The following is a 20,515-nucleotide window of genomic DNA, read 5'->3' as shown; positions in this document are numbered from 1 at the left end:
TCAGGCCCCCTTCTTCTCGCGGCGCGCGGTCGGCTGGGTCACCCGGTCGAGCATCAGCCCCAGACAGACGATTGCCGCGCCCGCCACCAGACCGGTCGCCAGGTCGCCCTGCGCCAAGCCGAACAGCACGTCGTAGCCGAGCGCGCCCGAACCGACCAGGCCGCCGATGACGACCACGGCCAGCACCAGCACCACGCCCTGGTTGACGGCGAGCAGCAGCGCCGGGCGGGCCAGCGGCAACTGGACCTGGCGCAACTGCTGCCCCTGGGTCGCGCCGAGCGAGCGCGCCGACTCCAGCGCGGACGGGTCGACGTTCCGGATCCCCTGGGTGGTGATGCGGATGACGGCGGGCAGCGCGTAGACGATGGCCGCGGCCGCCGCCGGGGCGCGGCCGACGCCGAACAGCGCGACCACGGGGATCAGGTACACGAACTGCGGCATGGTCTGGCACACGTCCAGCACCGGTCGCAGCATCCGCTCCAGCCGGGCACTGCGCGCGGCCCAGATGCCGATCGCGAAACCGAGGACCAGAGTGACGACGACGGCCGCCAGCACCTGGGAGAGGGTGTCCATGGACGACTGCCACACGCCGAGCACACCGATCGCGGCCATGGCGGCGGTGGCGGTCAGCGCGGTGGCCCAGGTGCCGATCAGCCAGGCCAGCGCCGCGACGATCAGCAGGATTCCGTACCACGGGATGCCCTGGAGCCCCTCACGCAGCGGGTCGAGGATCCACTTGAGGTAGTTCGCGGCCCATTCGGCGGTGCCACCGACGACCGGCACACCGGTGTAGAGGTGGTCGACCATCCACTCCTTGAACTGGTTGACGGGCCCCTCGATGGCGACGGTCCAGCCGCCCGGCCAGGTCTGGGAGCCGGTCAGCCGTCCGGCGAAGGTGATGGCCGCGGTGATCACCGCGACGCCCGCCCACGCGGGCCAGCCGCGCAGCAGCCGGGACCCGCCCTCGGCCGGGGGCGCGCCGAGCCGCTCGCCCGCCGACCCGATGGTGCGGTCCATCACGACGGCGAGCAGCACGATCGGGAGTCCCGCGGCGAGCGCCTTGCCGACATCGACGGCGGAAAGCGCCTGGTAGACGCGGTCACCGAGACCACCGCCACCGATCACGGACGCGATCACAGCCATGGACAGCGCCATCATGATCGTCTGATTGATGCCCAGCAGCAGTTCCTTGCGGGCCAGCGGCAGCCGGGCGGACAGCAGTCGCTGCCGCCAGGTCGCGCCGAGCGAGGCCACGGCCTCCAGCACCCCGGCGTCCGCGCCGCGCAGGCCGAGGGCGGTGAGCCGGGCCATGGGCGGAGCAGCGTAGATCACGGTGGCCAGCACCGCGCCCGGCACGCCGTTGCCGAAGATCATCACGACGGGCAGCAGATACGCGAACGCGGGCAGTACCTGCATGGTGTCCAGGATCGGCCGCAGCGCCCGGAACGCACGTTCCGAGAGCCCGCCGGCCAGGCCCAGCAGTCCGCCGACGACGACGGAGGCGGTGACGGCGACGGCCATCAGCGCGAGCGTCTGCATCGTCGGCACCCACATGCCCAAGCCTCCACAGACGGCCAAGGACACGAGGGTCGTCACCGCGACCCGCACCCCGGCCACCCGCCAGGCGACCAGGGTCAGCCCGGCGGTGACACCGGCCCAGCCGAGGGCGAGCAGGGCGACGTAGACGGCGCGGACGCCGATGATGATGGCCTCGCTGATGTGGCCGAAGAAGTAGAGGAAGATCCAGTGGCTGTCGCGGTTGTCGAGGATCCAGTCGCTGGCCTTGCCCAGCGGTCCGGACACATCGACGGTCAGCGCGTGGGGCCAGCTGGCGCCGGCCCACTTGGCGTGGGCGAGCGGTATCAGCACGGCGGCGATCACCGCGAGCACCGCGAGCTTGTGGACGGTCCGGCTGCGGACGAGGGTGTGCCACAGCGACGGGCGCGATGCGTCCGCGGCGGTCGTGCCCGCGGGCGGCCCGGTGCCGGGGTCGGTACGGGGGCGGGTGGTCGTGGCGCTCACACGCGCCTCCCGGTGCCACCCGGCGGAAAGAAGGTCGGGGGCGTGCTCATGCCGCGGCCGCCTCCTTCCCGTCCAGGCCCGCGACGACGCTGAGCAGGCAGGCGTGGTCGACGACGCCCAGGCAGCGGCCGCCGTCGACGACGCGCGCGGGGCCGCCGGAACGGGCCACGGCCTCGATCGCGTCGGCGACGGTGGTGCCCGGGGTCAGCGCGGGGCCGTCGTCCTTCTCGTCGGACTTGGCGGGGCGCATGGCACGGCGCACGGTCAGCACCTGCTCACGCGGCACATCGCGGACGAAGTCCCGTACGTAGTCGTCGGCCGGGGAGCCGACGATCTCCTCCGGGGTGCCGAGCTGCACGATTTCGCCGTCGCGCATCAGCATGATGCGGTCGCCGAGCCGCAGCGCCTCGCTGAGGTCGTGGGTGATGAACACCATCGTCCGGCCCTCGTCGTGGTGCAGCCGGATGACCTCCTCCTGCATGTCGCGGCGGATCAGCGGGTCCAGCGCGCTGAACGGCTCGTCGAACAGCAGCACCTCGGGGTCGACGGCGAGCGCCCGGGCCAGGCCCACGCGCTGCTGCTGACCGCCGGAGAGCTGGCCGGGACGCCGGCGCTCCAGCCCGCTGAGGCCGACCTTCTCGGCCATCTCGGCGGCCTTGGCGCGGCGCTCGGCCCTGCCGACGCCCTGGATCTCCAGGCCGTAGGCGATGTTGTCGAGGACGGAGCGGTGCGGCAGCAGCCCGAAGTGCTGGAAGACCATGGCGGCGCGGTGGCGGCGCAGTTCGCGCAGCCGGGCCTTGTCCATGGCCATGACGTCCTCACCGTCGATCTTCAGCGTCCCGGAGGTCGGCTCGATCAGACGGGTGAGGCAGCGCACCAGCGTGGACTTTCCGGAGCCGGACAACCCCATCACCACGAACACTTCGCCCGGCTCGACGTCGAAGGAGACGTCCCGGACGGCGGCCGTGCAGCCGGTGCGGGCGCGCAGCTCCGCGGCGGGCAGCTCGGCGTCGGGCGAGCCGGGGACACGGTCGGCCTTCGGACCGAAGACCTTCCACATGTCGCGGACCGAGAACACCGGGGTGCGGTCACCGGTCTCGGGGGTCTCGGGGGTGTCGGGCGTCTCAGTGGCCAGGGTCGTCGCCATCACGCCTCACCTCCCGGGGCGAGCTGGGCGGCTCGCTCGCGCGATCGGTAACGGACCTGATCACGCTCTCCGACCAGCAGGTCCGCGCACTTCTCGCCAACCATCAGCACTCCGATCATGGGGTTCACGGCGGGCATGGTCGGGAAGACCGACGCGTCGGCGATCCGGATGCCGGACAGGCCGCGGATGCGCAGATCGGGGCCGACCACGGCCAGCTCGTCGTTCGCGGCGCCCATCTTGCAGGTGCCGGCGGGGTGGTAGACGGTGTGCGCGACCTTGCGGGCGTACTCGCTGATCTCCTCGTCCGAGGTGATCTCCGGGCCCGGGCACACCTCGCGCTTGAGCCAGCCGGCCAGCGGCTGGGTCTTGGCGATCTCGCGGGCGAGCTTGATGCCGTCGACCAGGGTGCGGCCGTCGTAGTCGTCCTCGTCCGTGAAGTAGCGGAAGTCGAGGGCGGGCTTGACCTCGGGGTCGGCGCTCGTCAGGTACAGCCGGCCGCGGCTGCGCGGCTTGGGGATGTTGGGGGTCATCGACACCCCGTGCTCGGGCCGCTCGTAACCCAGCCGCTCGGGGTTGTCGGTGAAGGGGATCTGGTAGAAGTGGAACATCAGATCCGGGCCCTTGGACTCCGGGTCGCGGCGCACGAACAGACCGGCGTCCGAGTCCATCGCGGAGTTGTCCGGGATCGGGCCGTCCGTCTCCCACACGATCACCGACTCGGGATGGTCGAGCAGGTTCTCACCGACGCCCGGCAGATCCACCTTGACCGGGATGCCCAGCGCCTCCAGGTCAGCCTTGGGGCCGATGCCCGAGTGCATCAGGAGCCGCGGGGTGTCCACCGCGCCCGCGCAGACCAGCACCTCGGTCTTCGCCTGGACGAGGATCTCCTCGCCGTCCTTGGTGCGCACGTGCACGCCGGTGGCCCGGCCGGTCTCGTCCAGCTCCAGCTTGTGCGCCCAGGTCTCCAGCATGATGTGGAGGTTCGGCCGGTCCAGGAAGGGGTGCAGGTAGGCGACCGACGCGGAGGAGCGCTTGTTGTTCTCCGGGTGGTACGAGAGGTCGAAGAAGCCGACGCCCTCGTGGAACGGCTTCTTGTTGAAGCCCTCGACGCGCGGCACCTCGGCGGCGGCCTGGGCGGCCTCCACGAAGTCCCGGGCGATCGCGTTCCGGTCCTTCTCGTCGACCGGCACGACGTTGTTGCGCAGCTTGTGGAAGTACGGGTCCATCGCGGCGGCGTCCCAGCCCTCGGCACCCGCCTCGGCCCACTCGTCCCAGTCGCCCGGCAGCGGCTTGAAGGAGATCAGGGTGTTGTGCGAGGAGCATCCGCCGAGCACCCGGGCGCGGCTGTGCCGGATGTGCGAGTTGCCGCGTGGCTGCTCGACCGTGGGGTAGTCGTAATCCAGGTCGCCGCCGAGCAGACCCAGCCAGCGGCGCAGGGTGAGGACGTCCGGGCGGTCGATGTCGGAGGGGCCGCCCTCGATGACGGCGACGCGGACGTCCGGGTCCTCCGTGAGCCGGGAGGCGATCACCGATCCTGCGGTGCCTCCGCCAATGACGACGTAATCGTATGCGTCAGGTACGGGCATGGTGGGGGTTACTCCTCGCGGTCTTCCGGTCTTCGGGGGCGGCACACACGGGTGCGGGCCGGGCGCCGTCCCTGGAGGGGATGGGGGTTACGGACGAAGGGGGAGAGATGCCGGACGCCGTCACTGGACGCGACAGGGCCCGGGCCCGGCGGGAGGTCCGGGCCCGGCCGTGCCGCCCCGGGCGGGGGCCGGCGGCGGGGCGTCAGCCGCCGAACCAGCGCACCGGGCTGGGCCGCAGGTTCTCGTAGACATGCTTGGTCTCGCGGTACTCGTCCAGGCCCGCCGGGCCCAGCTCGCGCCCGACGCCGGACTTGCCGAAGCCGCCCCATTCGGCCTGCGGGAGGTAGGGGTGGAAGTCGTTGATCCACACGGTGCCGTGGCGCAGCCGCGCGGCAACCCGGCGGGCGCGCGCGGTGTCGGACGACCAGACGGCACCGGCCAGGCCGTATTCCGTGTCGTTGGCGAGGGCCACGGCTTCATCTTCGGTGCTGAAGGTCTCCACCGAAAGAATCGGGCCAAACGTTTCTTCGCGAACGACGCGCATGCCGCGGTGGCACTGGTCGAGCACGGTCGGCAGGTAGAAGTAGCCGGTCGCGGGGCGGACGTCGGACGGCTCGGGCTGCTTGCCGCCGGTGCGCAGCACGGCGCCCTCCTCCAGGGCGGACGCCACGTACGCCTGGGTCTTGGCGAGCTGCTGGGCCGAGACGAGCGGACCGCACTCGACACCCTCTTCGGTGCCGCGGCCCAGCTTGATCTTCTCGGCGCGGCTGACCAGCTCGGCGACGAACCGCTCGCGCACCGACTCCTCGATGATCAGCCGGGCACCGGCCGAGCAGACCTGGCCGCTGTGGATGAAGGCGGCGTTGAGGGCCTGGTCGACGGCGGTGTCGAAGCCCTCCTCAGTGGCGCAGGCGTCGGCGAAGACGACGTTCGGGTTCTTGCCGCCCAGCTCCAGGGCGACCTTCTTCACGCTCGGCGCGGCGGCCTGGGCCACCTTGGTGCCGCTGGCCAGGCCGCCGGTGAAGGACACCAGGTCCACATCCGGGTGGTCGGACAGCCGGGCGCCGACCGGGTCACCGGCGCCGGTCACCAGGTTGGCCACACCGTTCGGCAGGCCCGCCTCGACCAGCAGCTGCACCAGGTGGATGGTGGACAGCGGGGTCACTTCGCTGGGCTTGATGACGAAGGTGTTGCCCGCCGCGAGTGCCGGGGCCACCTTCCAGCTGGCCTGGAGCAGCGGGTAGTTCCAGGGGGTGATCATGGCGCAGACGCCGACCGGCTCGTGCACCACGACGCTGTGCACATCGGGGCTGCCCGCGTCGACCACACGGCCGGCCGACTCGCCCGCGACCAGCTCGGCGAAGTAGCGGAAGGCATTGGTCACGTCGTCGACGTCGACCCGGCCCTCCTCCAGGGTCTTGCCGGTGTCCCGGCTCTCCAGGAGCGCGATCACCTCACGGTCGCGCTGGAGCAGATCAGCGACCCGCCGCAGCAGCGCCGCCCGCTCAGCGACCGGGGTGTGCGGCCAGGGGCCGCTGTCGAAGGCGCGGCGCGCGGCGGCGATGGCCGCGTCGGTGTCTTCGGCGCCGCCCTCGGCGACGACCGCGAGGGTCTTGGCGTCCGCGGGGTCGAGAACCTCCCGCTGCGCGCTGGATGCGGCCGCTCGCCACACCCCGTCCACATGAATGGTCTCGACTGCCGACACGTCTAACCTCAGCCTTCCGGTGTTGCGAGCGTTTGCGCTGGCCACGCCAGCAACAAGGACCCCTTACCGGAAGAGCGAAACGTATGCGCAATTTTTCCTTGAAAGTGGCCCGGCTCACGCGAGGCGGACGGCCTGGGCCAGGTGTGAGGCCTCACGAAGCGGTGCAGTAGGCGGTGGGGCAGAAGGTCTCCAGCACGGTGTCGTGCAGCGACTGCTCCTGCGCCCGGTCACCGGCGGGGCCGATGATCAGCACCGCGTACATGGTGCCGTTCTGCGCGGCGAAGCGGCGGTCGAGTATCCGGCGGTCGCCGGATTCCTTGCTCACGTACGTGTACTCCAGCTGGGCCGGGTCCATGGCGGCGGCGCCGAGCTGGGCGAGGGCGATCTGCTCGTAGCCGCGGTTGCGGGACGCCAGCCGCTCGGCCTCCTGCGCCGACTCGTACGGCGTGGCCTCGGGGCCGTGCAGCTCGAACACCTGGATCATGGTCGAGTCGTCGGGCGAGGTGTAGAAGACGCTCGGCCCCTCCACCGTCCGCCGCCATCCTTCGGGGACGGCGATGTCGAAGCCCTCCGGGTCCCGCGCGGTGCTGAAGCCCGCGGGCGGCGCGGAGCCCGTCAGGGACGGCACCGCCGAGGGGGAGGCGTACGGCGACCCGGACGGATGCGCCGAGGGCAGCCCGGACGGCGCGGCGCTCGGCAGCCCCGACGGCAGATCGGTGGGCGCGCCGGTCTCGGGGGCGGGATAGACATCGCCGGGCGCGGTGGCATCCGCGGTCGCCGAGGGCGCCGGGGTCGCCCGGTCCCAGGGCAGCGGGCCCGCCTTGTCCCTGGTCGTCCCGTCGCCGCCGAACGCCACCCAGCCGGAGAAGGCGATCCCGACGGTCAGGAACAGCGTGACCGCGACCGCCTGCAGCACCCGCCGCGTCTCGTTCCCCGCTCCGGCGCCGCCGTCCCCCGCTCCGGCGCCGGGTCCGGCGCCCGGCTGCGCCGCCGGGCCGTCATCGGGCCCCCACTGCTCCCCCGAACCCCCGTCTGTCATGCCCGCTCCCCCTAAATCGCCTTCTTCTACCGATAAGCTGAGTTAACCGAGTTAGCCGACATACGGTGTACCCAGTATGTGCGCCGCGGCCACCTCCGCTACCGCCCCGATGCCGGATAGTTGGCCACCGGAGATGTGCGCGCTCAGCCCGCCGGGCAGTACGCGGTGGGGCAGAAGGCGCCCAACACGATCCGCTGCCGCTCCACTTGATCCGGCCACTCATCGGACGGGCCCGCCACCAGCACCGCGTACTGCACCCCGTCCGGCCCGGTGAAGGCACGGTCGACGACGCGGCGCGGGCCGTACTTCTCGCTGCGATAGCCGTATTCCAGCTGTGCGTCGGAGTCGTCGCCCGGGCCGAGCCGCTTCAGCCCGTACCGCTTGTAGCCGGGATTCTTCTTGAGGCTGGTCTCGGCCTGCTTGAGCGCCTCGTAGGGGGTGATCTGTGGGCTGGTCAGAGCGAACACCTGGATCAGACGGCTCGCGTCGGACGACTCGTAGAAGACTCCCGTATCGCGCTTGACGCGCTCCCAGCCCTCCGGGACGTCCAGCGTGAATCCCTCAGGATCCGCGGTCCGTTGATACCCCTGCGGTGGTGGCCCGCTGCCCGCGGCGACCGACCCCGATGGCGATACGGACGGCTGCGCCGACGACGGCACCACATCCGACGGCGCGGGCGAGCCGCTGTCCCAGCCGGACGCTGTCGCGCTCGGGCCGCCGCTGCCCTCCTGCGCTGTGTCATCGCCGTTGCCCGACAGCAGATTCCAGGCGCCGACGCCGATGCCGCCGATGAGCACGACGGCCAGCACCACGAGCAGCACCGGCCCCCGGTGTGGGCTGGGCGGCCGTCTGCCCGGGGCGGGCGGCTCGGCGCCCTCCCCCACCCAGCGCTGCGCGGCCTCGTCCCAGCGGGGACCGCGCTCGTCACTCGGCGTGCTCATCTCAGCCGCCCAGCAGCGCGCCGACCGCCTGGCCGACGGCAACGCCCGACGCCAGCATGCCGATACCGGCCCCGGCGTCCTGCAGCAGCACCCGGAGCCGGGCGAGACGGCCCGCCCCGGCCCGCCCGGTGCGCTGGATCTCGTCCTGAGTGCTGGTCAGTTCGTCCGACAGGGCGCTGACCTGCGGACTGGCCACCAGTCGCTCCAGATCGGCGGAGAGCTGCCCGACGGCGCGCAGCAGCTCCTCGTACGCGGGATCGCAGACGGCGTCGCCCTGCGGCCCGTTCACGATGTGGTTGTTGTCGCCGATGCCGACGACACCGCCGCGCACATTGCCGATGCGGATGTTCCCGAACCGCCGCCCGCCCTGGCCTCCGGCCGCGCCCGCGCCGCTTCCCTCGTCCCTCTCACCCGTCCCCATGGCCGCCTCCCCCTCCGTTGCCCCTGGTGTTGCTGACGGTGTTGTTGTCGCCGACGGTGATGGCGCTGTCCTGCGCGGACTCGATGAAGATGCCGCCACCGCTCACGTTGATGATCTTCTGCTCGAACTCGCCGGTCTCCCATCCGGCTTCGTCCAGCGCCTGCCGCACCCCGTTGGCCACCCGGTCCTCGACGCTCTTCAGATAGCGGCTGACGTCCATCTCCTGGAAGAGCGAGGCGCTGTCGTCGCTGCCCAGCTCGCGCACGGACTTCCAGGGCCCGTCGGGGATGGCCGCGCCATAGGCGCCCGTGTACATCCGCACGAAGAAGGCGATCATCCGGAAGCCGTGGATCAGCACGCGGCCCGCGGCCGTGGGCGTCCGGGCCAGCGCCCACAGCACCTTGCCCGGCAGTCCGCCGCGGCGGTGGGAGTCGGTGAGCCGGTCGATCGCGCGGAAGTCCGGGCGGATCGGACGCAGCACATGCGGGGCGAACTCCAGCATCAGCATGCCGCCCTGGGTGTGCACCCGAACGAAGACGGTGGTGACGACCTCCTCCTGCCAGGCGCCGACCCTGATGCGCAGGAAGTGCCGGCGGACCTCGCCGCCCTCCTCGACCGCCTCGGCCCGCTCCCGCTCGAAGTGCGCCTCGCCGTGTGGCGCGAGGGAGCGGATGCGCAACCCGGTCGCCTTCACGAACACGCACTCGTCCAGCTCCAGACCGCGCAGCCGGTCGCGGACCTCGACCGACTGCCTCGGCACCACGGAACCTTGGGCGGGAGGCCGGGCGGACGGGGTGCGCAGGTTCTCCACCAGCGGCCGGATCCGCTCCAGGACCACCCGGTTGTCGAGCGGCACCGCCGTACGGCCCTCGCGCGGCCGCAGCTCCACCGCGAGCGTCCAGGTGGCGTGCGCGGTGCCCGCTCCGAGAAAGGGGTGCTGATCGTGGTAGAGGATCACGGGCGCGTGCTGCTCGCGCCGGATCAGCTCCCGCACCCGCCGGAAGCGGGCGCTGCCGGAGCGCTCGGCGGGGTCGTCGGCCGGAGTGGCGAAGTTCTGCGGATCGAGGTCGCTGGACAGCACCCGGGCCACGTGCTCGCGGTGCAGGGCGACCGCCGCCGCCATCGCGGTGGGGATGAGCAGCGCCGCCCAAGCGGCGCCCGTGCCCGACGCGGCCGTCAGCTCCGACAGCGCGCCGCCGTCCAGAGTGCTCAGCTCCGGGTCCTCCGAGAAGACCAGCTCCAGCGCGGAGGAGACATAGACGATCAGCAGCAGCACTCCGGCCACCCGCAGCACCGCGGCCAGCCGCCGCCGGGTGGACGGGATCCCGTCCGAGCCCGGATAGTCGGCGCGGAAGGGGCCCGAGGCGCCGCCCCGGGCCCAGGTCGCCAGCAATAACAGCCCGCAGGACAGCAGGAAGACGGGGAAGAAGCCCTTGGCCAGCAGGGCGTGCAGCAGCCAGAGCGCGATCAGCAGCAGAATCCAGCCCGCCTCCAGGCGGCGGGCGCGCAGCGCGTGGGCGAGCACCCGGGACGCGTCGATGCCCAGCGACGGGGCCACGACGCGCTCCTCGTGGACCAACAGCTCGTCCACGACCGCGTCCCGGAAGTCGTCGTCCAGATAAGCGCCCGCGCACAGCAACCGCGTCGCCTCACTGGCCGCGTATCCGGCGGTGTGTCCGGTTGCGGGATCACTGCGACTGCCTGTGCCCATGCTCTCCCCCCGAGGCCGGCGGCAACCCCTCTTACGGTAGGAGAAGGTGGGGCGCAAGAACAGCGAATAGCCAAAGGGTCACCCTCCGGAGTGAATAACGGAGGGTGACCCTTCAGAAGTCCGCAGCCAGAAGTCGGCAGCGGGGTGCGTCAGATGAGGCCGAGACCGCGCACGGCCTCGCGCTCCTCCTCCAGCTCCTTCACCGACGCCTCGATGCGGGTGCGGGAGAACTCGTTGATCTCCAGGCCCTGGACGATCTCGTACTTGCCGTCCTGGGTGGTGACCGGGAACGACGAGATCAGGCCCTCCGGGACGCCGTACGAGCCGTCCGACGGGATGCCCATGGAGGTCCAGTCACCCGCCGCGGTGCCGTTGACCCAGGTGTGGACGTGGTCGATGGCGGCGTTGGCGGCGGAGGCGGCCGACGAGGCGCCACGGGCCTCGATGATCGCCGCGCCGCGCTTGGCGACGGTCGGGATGAAGGTGTCGGCCAGCCACTGCTCGTCGTTGACGACCTCGGCGGCGTTCTTGCCCCCGACCTCGGCGTGGAAGACGTCCGGGTACTGGGTGGCGGAGTGGTTGCCCCAGATCGTGAGCTTCTTGATCTCCGCGACCGGCACCCCGGTCTTCTGGGCCAGCTGCGACAGCGCGCGGTTGTGGTCCAGGCGCGTCATCGCGGTGAAGCGGTCCGCCGGTACATCCGGGGCGGCGGCCTGGGCGATCAGCGCGTTGGTGTTGGCCGGGTTGCCCACGACCAGGACCTTGATGTCGTCCGCCGCGTGGTCGTTGATGGCCTTGCCCTGCGGCTTGAAGATGCCGCCGTTGGCCTCCAGCAGGTCGCCGCGCTCCATGCCCTTGGTGCGCGGGCGGGCGCCGACGAGCAGCGCGACGTTGGCGCCGTCGAAGGCGACGTTCGGGTCGTCGGAAATGTCCACACCGCGCAGCAGCGGGAACGCGCAGTCGTCCAGCTCCATCGCGGTGCCCTCGGCCGCCTTCAGCCCCTGGGGGATCTCCAGAAGACGCAGTTTGACCGGCACATCAGCGCCGAGAAGCTGACCGGAGGCGATGCGGAAGAGCAGCGCGTAGCCGATCTGGCCGGCCGCGCCGGTGACGGTGACATTGACGGGAGTGCGGGTCATGGCGGTCTCCTGCGCTGTGTTTGTCCGAGATCTCTTGGTGTCGAGATACCGGCGTCAGGCTATCCGACGACGCGGCGCCCGCATCCCCGGGCCTCTGTGTCGCGGCTCACCGGCCACGCCCCGGCGGCCGCCTGTCAGGAGGGGGAGTACAGACGGCCGCCCGGTGCCGCACCCGTGGGGGGGTTCGGCGTGCGCCTGCCCCGATTCCCGGGGGTCATTCCCCCCGTTCCAAAATTCCCCCGGACGGACCCGCGGCGGCGCCGGAACACTCGTCGGTCACCCCTGAGGAGCGGCCTGAGGAGCGGCCTGCGGGGCGCCCTGCGGAGCGCCCTCCCGTGGCGTGCAGCCGCGCTGGCCGCCGGTGAGGGTCGCGCACGCGGTGGCCCGCGAGGCGGCGTCCGCGGTGACCATGTCGGTGTACGCGTCGCCGTCCGCGTCGACCGTGCCGCGCTCGGCACGGCCCGTCCCGCCGCCCTGGGCGGGGGCGCTGACCTGTACCTGATCACCGGGGACCGCCTGGGCGATGCGGGCCCAGGCGGCGCCGCAGACCTTGCTGTAGCGGACCTCGACGTACGCCGTTCCGACCATCGCGTTCGCGGTCGTCGTGGCGTACTTGTTGCCGCAGCCCATGGCCTCCGGGTCCTTCCCGGCGCAGCCGTCCCCGGAGCACTTCACCCCGGCCGGGAGCCGGGAGGCGGTGGTGGCGGGGGCCTTGACCGGCTTCTGGGCCCGCTTCTCGCCGTCGTCGCCCTGGCTGGTCACCAGGACGGCCCCGGCCACGATCAGCAGCGTGCCGACGACGCCCGCGGCGAACAGCGCGATCCGGCGCCGGGGCCGTCCGGCGGGACGCGGCGGGCCCGGTTCATCGGCCTCAGGCGATGGGGACGGTGGGGGCGGTGGGGGCTGTGCGGGCGATGACGCCGCCGGGACGGACTCCACCAGCGGGTGTTCGGGTGCGGGTACGTCAACGCCCTGGACGCTCGGGGTGCTTTGCACGCTCGGCGCGTCGGCCGGGCGGGACGACTTCGCCGCTTTGCGCCCGTTCTTCTTCTCCACCGGCGGCGGCGCGAACTCCTCCAGCGCCGCCCGTGCCCGGTCGACCCGGATCGCCTCCATCGTGACGTCGTGCCGCATTTCGGCGCGGCTCCACGCCCGCTCCGCCAGCTCCCACAGGGTGCTGAGATGACCCGCGTCCGCGCCCGTGGCGTCGGCCAGCGCCTCCACCGCGCCCTGTGGCGGCAGGAGTCTGCCGCCGAGGTAGCGCTCCCAGGAGGTCTTGCTGTAGCCCGTGCGGTCGGCGATGGCCACGACGCTCATCCCGCTGCGGTCGACGAGCCCGCGTAACTGCCCGGTGAACTCCCGCACCTGCGGGTCGAGTTCCTCCGGCAGGTCCCTCCAACGAGGCATGTGCCTCCCCCTGTCCCCCCGTACGTACCTGGTCGTTCCCCTGGCTCTGGCCCCCCGCCGGCCTCCCGGGCGCCGAAGTGACTACCCAAAGAGATGCCTTGCCCCAGGATGTCAGTTCCTCGCGCGGGGGCGCATCGGAGCATTTCGGACCGGGGAGCGCACTTCCCCTGCGTCCGCTCGTCGTTGCGCGGCCGATACCTCGTTGCGGAACTGTCACTTCCAAGCCACAGGCGCCCGACACTCATTGATCCCGCACAGCTGACACACAACCCTGGTCACCAGGCGGTCCGTCCTTCTTCGGGGGAGAGGGCGGACCGCCGCCAGGGCCCGAAGGCGGGCGAACAAGCCAACGGCGGCCCGTCCTCCCGCGGGGGGTGAGGACGGGCCGCCGTTCCGTTGACGGGCCGCGCGGAGGGCCCGGACTAGCGGACCGTGAAGTGCACCACGTCCTGAAGGAACGGGAGCTTGATCCAGGGGTCCGGCTGGACCATCAGCGACAGCAGCACGATCACCGCGCCGAGCCCGCCGTACGTCAGCAGGTCGGTGAAGCGCGACCGTACGGCCAGCATCCCCACCTCCGGCAGCGCCCACCGCAGTGCCGCGCCAGCCAGCAGGGACAGCCCGATCAGCGCCGTGCCCAGCCGGAAACCGTCCAGCGAGACGATCAGCAGCCCCAGCGCGACGCCGCCCACCACCGCCAGGAACGGCCACTGCCGGGCGGCCGACGGGGCGCTGCCGGGCGCGGCCCGGCCGCCACCCTGCGGACGCGCGGTGTCCCGGGTGATCAGCGGGAAGCGGCGGGACTTGCGGAGCAGCAGCCCGGGCAGTTCCGCGACGGTCGGCTTGCCCGACGAAGCCCCCTTGGCCGAAGCCCCGTCCGCAGCTCCACCGGCCGTCGCCCCACCGGCCGCGGCCTGATCAGACGCCTCGTTACCGCTCGCGGACCCTTCCGCCGCCTGGCCGGTCGCGGGCTCCTCGCTCGCCTCAGCCGTCATGACCGGCACCGCCGTCGGCGGCCGCCTTCGCGTCCCGCTCCGCCGCTTCCACGACGTTGACCAGCAGCTGAGCGCGCGTCATCGGGCCGACACCGCCCGGGTTCGGCGAGATCCAGGCCGCGACCTCGGACACATCGGGGTGCACATCGCCCGCGATCTTGCCCTCCGCGTCCCGGCTGACGCCCACATCGAGCACCGCGGCGCCCGGCTTGACGTCCTCCGCCTTCACCAGGTGCCGCACCCCGGCGGCCGCCACGATGATGTCGGCCTGGCGCAGCTGCGCGGACAGGTCGCGGGTGCCGGTGTGGCACAGGGTGACCGTCGCGTTCTCGGAGCGGCGGGTGAGCAGCAGCCCGATCGACCGGCCCACGGTGATGCCGCGGCCGACGACCACCACATGCGCGCCGTTGATCTCCACGCCGTGGTGGCGCAGCAGCTGGATGATGCCCTGCGGCGTGCACGGCAGCGGCGCGGTCTCGTTCAGCACCAGCTTGCCGAGGCTCATCGGGTGCAGCCCGTCGGCGTCCTTGGCCGGGTCGATCAGCTCCAGCACCCGGTTGGTGTCGATGCCCTTGGGGAGCGGCAGCTGGACGATGTAGCCCGTGCACTCCGGGTCCTCGTTCAGCTCCCGGACCGCCGCCTCGATCTCCTCCTGGGTGGCGGTGTCGGGCAGGTCGCGGCGGATGGACGCGATGCCCACCTGGGCGCAGTCGCGGTGCTTGCCCGCGACGTACCACTTGCTGCCCGGGTCGTCGCCGACGAGCAGGGTTCCGAGGCCGGGATGGACGCCCTTGGCCTTCAGCGCCTCCACGCGGCTGACGAGATCGGACTTGATCGCGGCGGCGGTTGCCTTGCCATCGAGAATCTGGGCGGTCATGGCTTCATCCTCCCGGATGCGGGGACATCGATTCCACTCAGGGCCCATGAGAAGGGCCTGTGAGAGGGGACGAGGTGGGGTGGGCGGCGGAGGCCGCACCCCTGACCTCGGGGTGCGGCCTCCAGTGAGATTCGTCGCGTCGGGCAGGCTCAGTGGAAGAAGTGCCGCGTACCGGTGAAGTACATGGTCACGCCCGCCTTACGGGCCGCCTCGACCACCTGCTCGTCGCGGACCGAGCCGCCCGGCTGCACCACGGCCTTGACGCCCGCCTCGGCCAGCACCTCGAAGCCGTCCGGGAAGGGGAAGAAGGCGTCGGAGGCGGCGTACGCACCGGCCGCCCGCTCCTCGCCCGCCCGGGCCACGGCCAGCTTCGCCGAGTCGACGCGGTTGACCTGCCCCATGCCGACGCCGACCGTGGCGTTGTCCTTGGCGAGCAGGATCGCGTTGGACTTGACCGCCCGGCAGGCGCGCCACGCGAAGGCCAGCTCGGCGAGGCCGTCGGCGTCCAGCGCCTCGCCGGTCGCCAGGGTCCAGTGGGCCGGGTCGTCGCCCTCGGCCTGGAACCGGTCCTTGGCCTGCACCAGCGTGCCACCCTCGATGGGCCGCTGCTCGGTGACGGCCGCGGGGGCGTCGGCGCAGCGCAGCACGCGGATGTTCTTCTTACGGGCCAGCACCTCGACCGCGCCGTCCTCGTACCCGGGGGCGACGATGACCTCGGTGAAGATCTCCGCGACCTGCTCCGCCATGGCGACCGACACCGGACGGTTGACGGCGATCACGCCGCCGAACGCCGACAGCGAGTCGCACGCGTGCGCCTTGCGGTGCGCTTCGGCGACGTCCGCGCCGGTCGCGATCCCGCAGGGGTTGGCGTGCTTGATGATCGCGACGCACGGGTCGGTGTGGTCGTGGGCGGCGCGACGGGCGGCCTCGGTGTCGACGTAGTTGTTGTACGACATCTCCTTGCCGTGCAGCTGCTCGGCGTGCGCGAGGCCGGTGCCGCTGCCGTCGCTGTAGAGCGCGGCGGGCTGGTGCGGGTTCTCGCCGTAGCGCAGGACCTGCTTCCGGGTGAAGGTCGCGCCGGTGAAGTCCGGCCAGTCGCCCTCGTCGGCGGCCGCGTAGCCTTCCGCGAACCAGTTGGCGACCGCCACGTCGTACGCGGCGGTGTGCTGGAACGCCTCGGCCGCCAGCCGCTTGCGCCGCGCCAGGTCGAAGCCGCCGTCTGCGGCGGCCTTGAGGACGTCACCGTAGGCGGCCGGGTTGACGACGACCGCCACGGACGGGTGGTTCTTGGCGGCGGCGCGGACCATCGACGGACCGCCGATGTCGATCTGCTCGACGCACTCGTCGGGCGAGGCGCCCGAGGCGACCGTCTCGCGGAACGGGTAGAGGTTGACGATGACCAGCTCGAACGGCTCGACGCCCAGCTCGGTGAGCTGCTCACGGTGCGCGTCGAGGCGCTGGTCGGCCAGGATGCCCGCGTGGACGCGCGGGTGCAGGGTCTTGACGCGGCCGTCCAGACACTCCGGGAAGCCGGTCAGCTCCTCGACCTTGGTCACCGGGACGCCCGCCGCCGCGATCTTCGCGGCCGTCGAGCCGGTCGAGACGAGCTGGACACCCGCCGCGTGGAGCCCCTGTGCCAGCTCCTCGAGCCCGGTCTTGTCGTACACGCTGACCAGCGCGCGGCGGATGGGCCGCTTGGTACCTTCGGCGGTCACGGGATCCTTACCTTTCGTCCCTCAATGCGGTAGCCGTGACGGGCCAGACGCCCCACGACCTCGACGAGCAGCGAACGCTCGACTTCCTTGATCCGCTCATGCAGAGCGGACTCGTCATCCTCGTCCCGGACCTCGACCACGCCCTGGGCGATGATCGGGCCGGTGTCGACCCCGTCGTCGACGAAGTGGACAGTGCAGCCGGTCGCCTTCACGCCGTACGCGAGCGCGTCGCGCACCCCGTGGGCACCGGGAAAGCTGGGCAGCAGGGCCGGGTGGGTGTTGACACACCGGCCGCCGAAGCGGGCCAGGAACTCCTTGCCCAGGATCTTCATGAATCCCGCCGAGACCACCAGGTCCGGTTCGTACGCGGCGGTCTCGCCCGCCAGCGCCGCGTCCCACTCGGCGCGGCTCGCGTAGTCCTTCACGCGGCACACGAAGGTGGGGATACCGGCGCGCTCGGCGCGCTCCAGACCGGCGATGTCACGGCGGTCGGCGCCGACGGCCACGATCTGGGCTCCGTAGGCCGCGGCGCCGTCGTCGGCGATGGCGTCGAGGAGCGCCTGCAGGTTCGTACCGGAGCCGGAGACGAGGACGACGAGGCGGGCAGGGGACCCGGAAGGGGCGGGGAGGGGCGGGGAGGCCACGGCGGGGATCTTTCTCGCGGGCGGTGCTGCCGTTTGTGTGGTCGTACAAGGTCATGGCCTGTTGAATTCCGGGGAACTCTACGAAGCCGCCGACCGTCAGCAACGATACCGGCACACGAAGCGGCCCCCGGGGGACGGGGGCGGGCACGGGAGGTAGCGTCTGGACTGCGAATCCAACTGATGCCGTGGGAACGACCGTCGCGCCCGCCCCGCCGAGCCGTACGGAAGCAGCCGTACCCGGCCCGGGTGTGCAGGACGACGACACAAGGGGAAGACACATTCCAGATGCCGGACCGACGCCGCCGCGCGGCACATCACCTCACTCCGACCCCCACCCGCACCGGGGGGCGGCGATGAGGCGCGCCCGCACGTCGCGTACGACGCCGCTGCTGCGCGAGCAGCAGTCACCGTCGTCCTCCTCCTCGTCCCCCTCGTCCTCCTCGCCCTCCTCCGCCTCGTCCGGGGGCCAGCACGGCGAGGACCGGCCCGAGGACAATCCGTTCGCCCCGCCGCCCGAGGGCAGGCCCGACCAGCCCTGGCAGCCCCGGCACCGGCCCGAGGGCGACAGCGACAGCGACAGCGACAGCGGGAACGGTGACGCCCAGGGCGGCCGGGACTCGCAGGGCGGCCAGGACGACCAGCCCCAGCAGCCCCCGGTCTGGGGCAGCCAGTGGAGCAGCCGCCAGCCCGGTCGGCAGGGCGGCGGCTTCGGCACCGGCCCCGGCACCGGCCCCGGCGGCAGCAACCGCCCCTCCGGGCCCGGCGGCCAGGGCGGCGGCCCGGCCGGTCCGCGCGGCTGGGACCCCACCGACCCGGCGCAGCGGCGCGCTCGGTATGCGCTGCTGTCGGGCATGTGGGCGTTCTTCTTCGCGCTCTTCAGCCTGGCGCAGATCGCGCTGCTGCTCGGCGCGCTCGCCCTGTACTGGGGCATCAGCTCGCTGCGGGCCAAGCCGCGCCGTACGGCCACGGCCTCGTCCGCCGCGGTGAGCGGCACGGCGAACGCCCCGCTCAACGCGCCGCCCCCGCCGCCCGGCGCCACCCCGGCCCGGCTGCCCGCGCCCGGCTCCGGCTCCGGCTCGTCGAAGCCGCAGTCGACGGCGGCGATCAGCGGGCTGGTGACGGGCGGGCTCGCGCTCGCGATCGTGGCGGCGACGTTCAGCTTCCAGATCGTCTACAAGGACTACTACAGCTGCGTGGCGGACGCCCTCACCCAGACCTCACAGCAGGCCTGCGAGAAGCAGCTCCCCAAGGAGCTACGGCCCCTCCTCAGCACCGGCGAATAACGCACCGGCGATAGACGCGCCACACGTCGCAGCCGCCCCGGACGCCATGTCCAGGGCGGCTGCGGCGGTCTACGGGGCCCCCTCCGGGGCGTCGGGTTTCCGGCGCGGGGGCGTGGCCTGCGCCTCCACCGGGCCCGCCATCGGGCCGGTCGCGCCCACCATGCCGCCCATGAAGTCGGCCATCGTGCCCGCGCCCATGCCGGTGCCGGCCCCGGAGCCCAGGCCCGGGCTCGTCGCCGGGTCCGGGACGCGCTGCGGCTCGCGCTTCCGCTTGCCGCGCTGCCGCGGGCTCGGCTTCAGCCACTGCCACCAGGGCTCGGCCATGGCCTTCCGCAGGTCGATCTGCTCGGCCTCCGGCTCCGGCCTCGGCTCCAGCGCCACCCGGGCCAGCGCCTCCTCGTGGGCCGCCCACTCCTTCGCCCGTAGCTCCGCCCGGGCCTGGGCCTTCGCCGCGCGGGCCGCCTTCCACTCCGCCCAGGTCGCCCGGCCGGGGACGTACAGCCGCACCCAGCGCACCACCAGCGCGCCGGGCACCGCGATCAGCCCGGTCCAGGCGAGCGTGGCCGTGCCGGTGCGCCACCAGTCGGGGCCGAGGTCGGCGAGGAGGCCCGCGCCCAGCGGCCCGCCGGACACGGCGGCCAGCAGCGCCATCACGACCGCACAGCCGAGCGCCGCAAGTCCCGCCAGCACCGCCGTCTCCCCCCAGCCCCACGCCGGGCGGGGCGCGCCCTTGCCGGGCCGCCGGGCCGCCGCGACCGCCGTCAGCCAGGCCACCGACGCCCCCGCCAGGGCCCCGATCAGCCAGTTCACCGGCCAGTGCGGGCCCTCCTCGGGCAGCGCCGAGACCAGGGGGAAGTGCGGCAGCTGGGGGTAGGTGGTGACGCCGAGCGGGGCGACCACGCTGCCGCCCCCGGCCGCGAATCCGGCGCCGATGCCGTACGAAGCGCCCCACACGATGGCGTTCGGCAGCAGCGCCAGGCTCACCAGCAGCACCGCGAAGCGGCCCTGCCATACGTCGCTGAGCTGGAGGAACGCCAGCTGTACGGCCCCCGTGTGGCTCAGCACCGACACCCCGGCGAGCAGCGCGCCGCTACCGAGCAGCACCATGATCCCGCTGGCCCCGGCGCGGCACGCGGCGAGCAGCCGGCGCCGTCGGCACCAGCTTCCGCGCAGCCACGACGCGCAGCGGACGACACACGCCGCCAGCCACGCCGCGCCCGGCACCCGGCCCAGCGCCGCCTTCGCCCGCGCGGGCAGCCGCACCGGGAACCGGCCGTCGGCCACCCACACGCCGAGGGCGGCGACGGCCGCCGCGACGAGCGGCAGATGCAGCGCGGCACTGAGCAGGTCGACGCGCAGCGGCCCGGCCGCGGCGTACAGCGCGGCGGCCGCGCCGACGAGCAGATAGCCGCCCGTCACCCAGCCGAAGGCGGTACGGGGGTCGACGACGGAGTCCTCGGGCACCCACTGCCCCTCGGCCTCCTCCGCCTGGCCCTGGTAGACCGCGTGCTGCGCGGCGCGGTAGAGCAGCCAGCAGGGCAGCGCGCTGACGAGCAGCGGGGTCAGCCCGACCGGCGCCGGATGCCCGGACAGCGTCCCGGACCGTACGAGGTCGGCGCCGTGCCCGAGGAGCCACAGGTCGGCGGCGACGTGCAGCGCCCCGTCGGGGCTGCTGTCGGGGGATGAGGAGGTGATCCACAGCAGCAGGACGACGACGGCGAGCGTGCCCAGGCCGAGCCCCGCGGCCACCACGCCGCCGAGGAACGCTTCCCTGGCGACGGAGGGGCGCTCGAGCGCGGCACTACCGCGTGAGGACACCGATGGACTGCGATCGGTCGTTTGGGTCACGGGCCCATGCTGCCAATAACAGTCGTTTCATCCGT

16 protein-coding genes are annotated in these 20,515 nt (G+C 72.7%); 1 reads left to right on the top strand and 15 read right to left on the bottom strand.

The genetic code is table 11. The features are described from left to right. The 14 genes from ACZ6CL_RS09090 to purN form a co-directional block, all read right to left on the bottom strand. A complete protein-coding gene (locus tag ACZ6CL_RS09090) occupies positions 1 to 2,022 on the bottom strand; it encodes an ABC transporter permease (RefSeq protein WP_468933043.1) in 2,022 nt (673 codons plus the stop codon). Between the two features lie 46 nt (positions 2,023 to 2,068). Further along, positions 2,069 to 3,169, bottom strand: a complete 1,101-nt coding sequence (locus ACZ6CL_RS09085; protein ID WP_468933041.1) for a quaternary amine ABC transporter ATP-binding protein — start codon at positions 3,167 to 3,169, stop codon at positions 2,069 to 2,071. Beyond that, a complete protein-coding gene (locus ACZ6CL_RS09080) occupies positions 3,169 to 4,755 on the bottom strand; it encodes a GMC family oxidoreductase (RefSeq protein ID WP_468933040.1) in 1,587 nt (528 codons plus the stop codon). Before ACZ6CL_RS09080 ends, ACZ6CL_RS09085 begins: the two co-directional genes overlap by 1 nt. A gap of 202 nt (positions 4,756 to 4,957) precedes the next feature. Further along, positions 4,958 to 6,460, bottom strand: a complete 1,503-nt coding sequence (locus tag ACZ6CL_RS09075) for an aldehyde dehydrogenase family protein (RefSeq protein WP_468933037.1) — start codon at positions 6,458 to 6,460, stop codon at positions 4,958 to 4,960. A 151-nt stretch (positions 6,461 to 6,611) separates the two neighbouring features. Continuing rightward, positions 6,612 to 7,499 (bottom strand): serine/arginine repetitive matrix protein 2, encoded by an 888-nt coding sequence (locus ACZ6CL_RS09070; protein WP_468933036.1) that lies wholly within the window; start codon positions 7,497 to 7,499, stop codon positions 6,612 to 6,614. A gap of 143 nt (positions 7,500 to 7,642) precedes the next feature. After that, the gene (locus ACZ6CL_RS09065) at positions 7,643 to 8,440 is read right to left on the bottom strand and encodes a hypothetical protein (RefSeq protein ID WP_468933034.1); all 798 of its coding nucleotides are present in this window, start codon (positions 8,438 to 8,440) and stop codon (positions 7,643 to 7,645) included. 1 nt (position 8,441) lies between these two features. Further along, positions 8,442 to 8,861 carry a hypothetical protein gene (locus ACZ6CL_RS09060; RefSeq protein WP_468933032.1) on the bottom strand — a complete coding sequence of 140 codons (420 nt, stop codon included), beginning with the start codon at positions 8,859 to 8,861 and terminating at the stop codon, positions 8,442 to 8,444. Next, entirely contained in the window at positions 8,848 to 10,572 is a 1,725-nt protein-coding gene (locus tag ACZ6CL_RS09055) for a hypothetical protein (RefSeq protein WP_468933030.1), read from the bottom strand. The genes ACZ6CL_RS09060 and ACZ6CL_RS09055 overlap by 14 nt, the downstream gene beginning before the upstream one ends. A 149-nt stretch (positions 10,573 to 10,721) precedes the next feature. Continuing rightward, positions 10,722 to 11,711 (bottom strand): malate dehydrogenase, encoded by a 990-nt coding sequence (locus ACZ6CL_RS09050; RefSeq protein ID WP_468933027.1) that lies wholly within the window; start codon positions 11,709 to 11,711, stop codon positions 10,722 to 10,724. Positions 11,712 to 11,987: 276 nt separating this feature from the next. Further along, positions 11,988 to 13,118, bottom strand: a complete 1,131-nt coding sequence (locus tag ACZ6CL_RS09045; protein WP_468933024.1) for a helix-turn-helix domain-containing protein — start codon at positions 13,116 to 13,118, stop codon at positions 11,988 to 11,990. Positions 13,119 to 13,540: 422 nt separating this feature from the next. After that, positions 13,541 to 14,113: a DUF3017 domain-containing protein gene (locus tag ACZ6CL_RS09040; protein ID WP_468933022.1), complete on the bottom strand. Its 573-nt coding sequence runs from the start codon at positions 14,111 to 14,113 to the stop codon at positions 13,541 to 13,543. Continuing rightward, on the bottom strand, positions 14,103 to 14,990 hold the full coding sequence (locus tag ACZ6CL_RS09035; protein ID WP_468933019.1) for a bifunctional methylenetetrahydrofolate dehydrogenase/methenyltetrahydrofolate cyclohydrolase: 888 nt from the start codon (positions 14,988 to 14,990) through the stop codon (positions 14,103 to 14,105). Before ACZ6CL_RS09035 ends, ACZ6CL_RS09040 begins: the two co-directional genes overlap by 11 nt. Positions 14,991 to 15,139: 149 nt before the next feature. Beyond that, on the bottom strand, positions 15,140 to 16,705 hold the full coding sequence (gene purH, locus ACZ6CL_RS09030; RefSeq protein ID WP_468933016.1) for a bifunctional phosphoribosylaminoimidazolecarboxamide formyltransferase/IMP cyclohydrolase: 1,566 nt from the start codon (positions 16,703 to 16,705) through the stop codon (positions 15,140 to 15,142). Beyond that, positions 16,702 to 17,349: a phosphoribosylglycinamide formyltransferase gene (gene purN, locus ACZ6CL_RS09025; protein WP_468933013.1), complete on the bottom strand. Its 648-nt coding sequence runs from the start codon at positions 17,347 to 17,349 to the stop codon at positions 16,702 to 16,704. Before purN ends, purH begins: the two co-directional genes overlap by 4 nt. A 353-nt stretch (positions 17,350 to 17,702) precedes the next feature. Between purN and ACZ6CL_RS09020 the strand changes: the two genes are divergently transcribed. Then, complete coding sequence (locus ACZ6CL_RS09020) at positions 17,703 to 18,632, top strand: hypothetical protein (RefSeq protein WP_468933011.1); 930 nt, start codon at positions 17,703 to 17,705, stop codon at positions 18,630 to 18,632. 69 nt (positions 18,633 to 18,701) lie between these two features. Here ACZ6CL_RS09020 and ACZ6CL_RS09015 read toward each other — a convergent pair whose 3' ends face one another. Then, complete coding sequence (locus ACZ6CL_RS09015) at positions 18,702 to 20,480, bottom strand: cell division protein PerM (protein WP_468933008.1); 1,779 nt, start codon at positions 20,478 to 20,480, stop codon at positions 18,702 to 18,704. Positions 20,481 to 20,515: the final 35 nt, after the last annotated feature.

The sequence above is a fragment of the Streptomyces sp. NPDC041200 genome (assembly GCF_055591805.1).
Note: the sequence above shows the minus strand (reverse complement) of the source record. Positions and strands in the feature narration are given on the sequence as shown.

What these genes read in the sequence shown, in the direction of transcription:
- ACZ6CL_RS09060 (WP_468933032.1), bottom strand. Translation starts at nt 8,861, where the DNA reads ATGGGGACGGGTGAGAGGGACGAGGGAAGCGGCGCGGGCGCGGCCGGA.
- ACZ6CL_RS09040 (WP_468933022.1), bottom strand. Translation starts at nt 14,113, where the DNA reads ATGACGGCTGAGGCGAGCGAGGAGCCCGCGACCGGCCAGGCGGCGGAA.
- ACZ6CL_RS09035 (WP_468933019.1), bottom strand. Translation starts at nt 14,990, where the DNA reads ATGACCGCCCAGATTCTCGATGGCAAGGCAACCGCCGCCGCGATCAAG.
- ACZ6CL_RS09070 (WP_468933036.1), bottom strand. Translation starts at nt 7,499, where the DNA reads ATGACAGACGGGGGTTCGGGGGAGCAGTGGGGGCCCGATGACGGCCCG.
- ACZ6CL_RS09055 (WP_468933030.1), bottom strand. Translation starts at nt 10,572, where the DNA reads ATGGGCACAGGCAGTCGCAGTGATCCCGCAACCGGACACACCGCCGGA.
- ACZ6CL_RS09050 (WP_468933027.1), bottom strand. Translation starts at nt 11,711, where the DNA reads ATGACCCGCACTCCCGTCAATGTCACCGTCACCGGCGCGGCCGGCCAG.
- ACZ6CL_RS09020 (WP_468933011.1), top strand. Translation starts at nt 17,703, where the DNA reads ATGAGGCGCGCCCGCACGTCGCGTACGACGCCGCTGCTGCGCGAGCAG.
- ACZ6CL_RS09065 (WP_468933034.1), bottom strand. Translation starts at nt 8,440, where the DNA reads ATGAGCACGCCGAGTGACGAGCGCGGTCCCCGCTGGGACGAGGCCGCG.
- ACZ6CL_RS09085 (WP_468933041.1), bottom strand. Translation starts at nt 3,169, where the DNA reads ATGGCGACGACCCTGGCCACTGAGACGCCCGACACCCCCGAGACCCCC.
- ACZ6CL_RS09045 (WP_468933024.1), bottom strand. Translation starts at nt 13,118, where the DNA reads ATGCCTCGTTGGAGGGACCTGCCGGAGGAACTCGACCCGCAGGTGCGG.
- ACZ6CL_RS09080 (WP_468933040.1), bottom strand. Translation starts at nt 4,755, where the DNA reads ATGCCCGTACCTGACGCATACGATTACGTCGTCATTGGCGGAGGCACC.